The sequence below is a fragment of the Occallatibacter sp. genome (genome assembly GCF_049802275.1).
Classification (GTDB): Bacteria; Acidobacteriota; Terriglobia; order Terriglobales; family Acidobacteriaceae; genus Telmatobacter.
The window spans coordinates 1-5,095 of the sequence record NZ_JBARMD010000584.1; the positions used below are offsets into that span (position 1 = coordinate 1).

Consider the following 5,095-nt stretch of genomic DNA (forward strand, 5'->3'; position numbering starts at 1 on the left):
CGGCACGGCTGCGCACCACTGGCGCAAGGGCCGCAAACTCGTCGCCGCCCAGTCGCGCCAGCATGTCGCCGGAGCGGAGTTGGCGCTTCATGCGCATCGAGACTTCCTGGAGATACAGATCGCCAACATGGTGGCCATAGAAATCATTCACCTGCTTGAACTCATCCAGGTCGATGTACACCAGGCCGAAGATCGAGCCCTCTTCCTTTGCCTTTTCAATCAATTGTTCGAGGTAGCGGTCGAGCGAGAAACGGTTATGGATATCTGTAAGCAAGTCGAACTCCGAACGATAGACTAGGTCTTTGTAAAGCTTGCGTGTTTCAATGGCGAGTGTTGCCAGCCGTATTCCTGCTTCCATCGCCGATGCTTCATCGTGCGGACGAGGCTCGCCGGCTTCAGTCGCCGCAAACAGTGTTCCCAGCGAGCCACCGGCGCGAGCAGGAATGTCGAGGCGAATGGTCCGAAGCCCTTGCGCATTGGAGGGAGCATTTCCCAGCCGCGCGCCATCCGGCATTTCGCACCAGCAGAACGGGAAATCCAGGCTGAATGCCACCATTTCTGTGACGGCATCGATCAGCTCGGGCATGGGGCGCGAGCTGTTGATGTCTTCGAGTATCCTGCTCCGTTTGACTTCCAATTGCGTGTTGTGGCGTTCGATCCGGGCTTCGGTTTCGGCATGTGTCGTAATGGTTACAGTCTGATTCTGCACCTTCATGCGAAGAACCCAACCCCAGACGCCGACGATCAGCACCATCGCCAGCAGCACAACTACGACCCGAACCAGGTTGCCCACGCTCACCCAGGGTGGCGCGCCCACGCTGATGATGTCGTCCGTCGTGCGCATCAGAAGTTTGAAGGGCACCTGCGTGTCAAAAGGGTTGGAATCGCCCATGATGCAGATGCCGGCGACGCGCACCGTCGAGCCGAGGACCAGGTGCTTGAATGCGGGAAGGGCCGTCGTTTGCAGGCTTCGCGGTGGCGGCAACCGGTAGATGGCAGAGAACAGGTTTCCACCCGCAGTCAGCACATACTCGTCCTGCGCAGCACTGCGGTTTTCCGCTAGAACCTGGGCTTCGGCAGAAACGAGGTCGAAGAGATGATGGCTTGTGGCCAGTTCTGTCCATGTAACCAGGCGGGGAGCAATCGGTGTTGAGACTTGCCGGTCGATAACCTCGCCGTGTGTCAACGCCAGAAATCCGTCGTGCACGTCGGGAAACCCGGTCGCCTCTGCCTGGTCTCCGATGCGCAAGGGAGCGATGGATGCGGTCATGATCCAAAGGCTCTTTAAGCCATCCTGCAGCACAACCGCGGAACCAGGTTCGTAGTAGGTGATCGTTCCACGCACCCTGACACGCTGCGTCAGGTTTTGTACACGGTATCCCCTGAAGATCTCATCCATGGGGGTTATTGGCAGATCCCAGGGGTCCCGCGGTGCCGCTTTCAGCACCTTGATTGCAGAAACAGAGCTCGCGTGGAGCAGAATTCCGGTTATTTGCATCTTCCCATCGAATCGCCCGGAAGCGGCGCCGGTGAATTCTACCTCCGCATCCAACATGTTCTTGAGGCCGTCAACGTTGTCGCTGTCAATAACTGCGGCTATAGGTCCGCCGTCGGTGCGCAATTGGACCGAAATACTCGGCCTGTCAGAGCTCTGAACAAGATCGATGCTGCGAACTGTCCCGTGCACTGTTACCAGACGGCAATCGAATTCGGAGCGAATCAACTGATCAAAAGTCGCCGGTACCGATGCGGGCAGGCTGCCGCGATTTAATACGCTGAGGCTGGTCGCAGAAATAATCGGACGGAAGCTCTCGTGGGTTGTTCCTTTGATCAGGACGCGATCGCCAACCGAAAGTTGACCAAGTTGCGCTGGCGCGATGGGCTGAACATAGATCGCCTGGTCGCCATCCTGGACGAACAGCGTGCGCTCATACCCGCGATAGTAGGTGACGGTGGCTTCAAATGAGACCGGAAGCTGGTGGCTGGCCTGAGAATTGGTCAGTGCGTGAATTGCGCGTAGCGAGGTCAGCGGCTGCTGAGTTCCTTCCGGAACGGCTGCGCCGTGCATGAAGGGCGAGGTTGCGAAGAGCGCCAGACCCACCGCCGCGTGCGTCATAGTTCGCCGGGATTTACCGCTCAACGCCATCCCTCGTATCCTTGAATCTGCCTGCTAGTTCCTCGCACCGCAGAACTTAGCTGATACGGCCAGTAATGAAGACATCGGCAAGACTGATAAAAGTCTACGCTCAAGTTTGATTACTTCAGTTACACCTTTCGGGGAATCGGTACTACACAGGTCATAACACCCCAGGGCGTTTCCGGCAGGTCTGAGGCAAGCCGCGGGGGTTGCGAGGTATGATGGCAGCGGCTCAGATTCGGGAGAGCACCTTCAATGGCGACCAACCCTGAAATTCCCCCTGTTGTCACCTCGTTTCCTCCCAGCGGAACTCAGTCTTTACCCACCCGCCGCATACGCGTGCTGGGCGTTCCGCTCGATATGGGCGCAAGCCGACGCGGCGTAGACATGGGCCCGTCCGCCATGCGTGTTGCCGGGCTGGAAGCGCGCCTGGAATCACTCGGCCACCACGTCAGCGACGGCGGCAACGTGGCCGTGGAACTCGCCGAGACCCAGAACTTCGGCAGCCCTAATGCTCGTTATCTCAAGCAGATCGCCGACACCTGCACTCGCACCGCGGCCGTTGTGTCAAAAGCGCTGGAAGAAGGAATGACCCCGCTGGTGCTGGGCGGAGACCACTCCATTGCAGTCGGGTCGGTCTCGGGTGTCTCGGAGTTTTACCGTCGCCAGAATCAGAAAATCGGCGTGATCTGGATCGATGCCCATGCCGACATCAACACCCCCGATACGTCACCCAGCGGCAACGTCCATGGCATGCCCTTGGCGGCGTTGCTTGGCTTGGGCCCCGATCTGCTAACCAACATTGGCGGATTCTCGCCCAAGATTGCCCCGGAAAACACGGTGCTGGTCGGCGTGCGCGATATCGACTCGGCCGAGCGCGCCAATATCCGTCGCGCCGGCGTGGGCGAGGTGTACACCATGCGCGACATCGATGAGCGTGGCATGCGCGCCGTAATGGAAGAGGCCTTACGTGCCGCGGGGAGGGGAACTGCCGGCTATCACATCTCGCTCGACATGGACTGGATTGATCCCGAGGATGCGCCCGGCGTAGGCACACCGGTTCGCGGCGGCGCGACATATCGCGAAGCGCATCTGGCCATGGAGATTCTCGCCGACCACGGCCGTATGCTCAGCTTCGAAATCGTCGAAGTAAATCCGGTCATCGACGAGCACAACCGCACCGCCGACCTCGCTGTCGAACTGGCCTGCTCGGCATTCGGGAAAAAGATTCTCTGACCCGGAATGAAATTCGTGTTCCGCAAGGAACCTGTGTGCCCCATTCATGATGCGGTTTCTTCGCGGCATGAGTGGGAAAGCACGAACCTCGCCGGTCACCCTTGTTCACGCTCTTTCTGAGCGACAATAAAAGTAATGGCAAAAAAACTTCGCGTAGGTGTTTTATTTGGTGGCCGCAGTGGCGAGCATGAAGTGTCTCTGCTCTCGGCCGCATCGATTCTCAAGGCAATTGATCGCAAAAAGTTTGACGTAGTGCCGATCGGCATTACCAAGGAAGGTCGCTGGCTTGCCGCCGCGGATGCGACGGGGCTGCTCGAGGGCGATCAGAGCGCGGTAGCGCGCCGCCTGCGTGCGGGCGATCCTGAAGCAACACCGGGGGCAAAGCTCCTGCACGAGGGAATTCCAACGCTGTTAGCGCCCGTTCCCGGTCCCCAGGGCCCTGAGGGGAAAGCAATCGACGTGGTCTTTCCTGTTCTGCATGGCACCTTCGGCGAGGACGGTACGATCCAGGGGTTATTTGAGCTTGCGGGTATCGCATACGTCGGCTCCGGCGTTCTGGGCTCCTCGGCGGGCATGGATAAGGACGTGATGAAGAGCCTGTTCGCGCATGCCGGTCTGCCCATCGTCAAACACGTCACGCTCCTTCGTTCGGAATGGGAAGCATCGCCACGAAGAGCTATTGCCAGAATTGAAGGTGCGCTCAAGTATCCGCTGTTTGTGAAGCCCGCGAATCTTGGTTCGTCCGTGGGCATAAGCAAGGTGCACGATCGCAAGGAACTCGGTCCGGCTCTTGATGAGGCTGCCAAATATGATCGGAAGCTCGTCATTGAGCAGGGGGTGGGCGGCAGCAAATCACGCGCCCGCGAACTCGAAGTCGGAGTTCTCGGTAACGATGATCCCAAAGCCAGCGTGATCGGCGAGATCATTCCGGGAAAAGAGTTCTACGATTACGAGGCCAAGTACCTGTCCGAAGGATCCGTACCCGTCATCCCGGCCAAACTGAACCGGTCCGAAGGGAACAAAATACGCGAAATGGCTGTGGCAGCGTTTAGGGCCTGCGATCTCTCCGGCCTGGCGCGCGTCGACTTTCTGATGGAGCCCGATGGAAAGCGCCGCATTTATCTCAACGAGGTGAATACTCTGCCGGGATTTACGAAGATCAGCATGTACCCCAAATTGTGGGAGGCGACCGGCATCCCCTACAACGACCTGATCACGCGGCTCATCGAACTCGCCCTCGAACGCCACAAAGACAAGAACCGGAACACCTACAGCAGGGAATAGATGAGCAGGGAATAGGAAGCAGGAAGCAGGGAACAGCAAGCCGGGAACTACGATTGTCTTACCGGTGTCTAAGATAGAAGAGGTTTTAGTTTGTGCTCAACAGATCAGCCCCACACGGTGGTCGCGCAATACAGCACTGACCTTGGTTATTCCCTGCTTCCTGTTCCCTGCTCCCTGTCATACCGTATCCTTGACTGCGAGGAAAGTCTGCGATGACCCTGCTTGATGCTCCCAAGTTTGACCAGGCCCGCGAAAACCGCAACCGCGCCATGCTTTATGGTAGCGGCGGCCTGCTGTTCGTTCTGATTGTGACCTTCTGGCTTTTTGCCGGCCATCCAGCCGATTGGCCCTGGAACTGGTGGACGCACCTGCGTGGCCGGCACACCATCAACCACTTCATGGAGTCGGTTGAGAAGAACGATCTAAAGCAGGCCTACG

The 5,095-nt window shown here is 58.3% G+C and carries 4 protein-coding genes; 3 read left to right on the forward strand and 1 reads right to left on the reverse strand.

Annotated elements, in window-relative coordinates:
* Nucleotides 1-2,140, reverse strand: a 2,140-nt coding sequence (locus WA354_RS19945) for a GGDEF domain-containing protein (RefSeq protein WP_472814773.1), incomplete at its 3' end; no start/stop codon positions are given.
* Nucleotides 2,141-2,392: 252 nt separating this feature from the next.
* Here WA354_RS19945 and rocF point away from each other — a divergent pair.
* From rocF to WA354_RS19960, 3 genes are all read left to right on the forward strand, one after another.
* Complete coding sequence (rocF, locus tag WA354_RS19950; RefSeq protein ID WP_472814774.1) at nt 2,393-3,373, forward strand: arginase; 981 nt, start codon at nt 2,393-2,395, stop codon at nt 3,371-3,373.
* A gap of 135 nt (nt 3,374-3,508) precedes the next feature.
* Nucleotides 3,509-4,657, forward strand: coding sequence for a D-alanine--D-alanine ligase family protein (locus WA354_RS19955; RefSeq protein WP_472814775.1), 1,149 nt, complete (start codon nt 3,509-3,511; stop codon nt 4,655-4,657).
* A gap of 212 nt (nt 4,658-4,869) precedes the next feature.
* The coding region (locus tag WA354_RS19960; RefSeq protein WP_472814776.1) for a hypothetical protein at nt 4,870-5,095 on the forward strand (226 nt) is incomplete at its 3' end.

Excerpts from the sequence above, each read along its gene's own strand:
- rocF (WP_472814774.1), top strand. The coding sequence starts at position 2,393 with ATGGCGACCAACCCTGAAATTCCCCCTGTTGTCACCTCGTTTCCTCCC.
- WA354_RS19955 (WP_472814775.1), top strand. The coding sequence starts at position 3,509 with ATGGCAAAAAAACTTCGCGTAGGTGTTTTATTTGGTGGCCGCAGTGGC.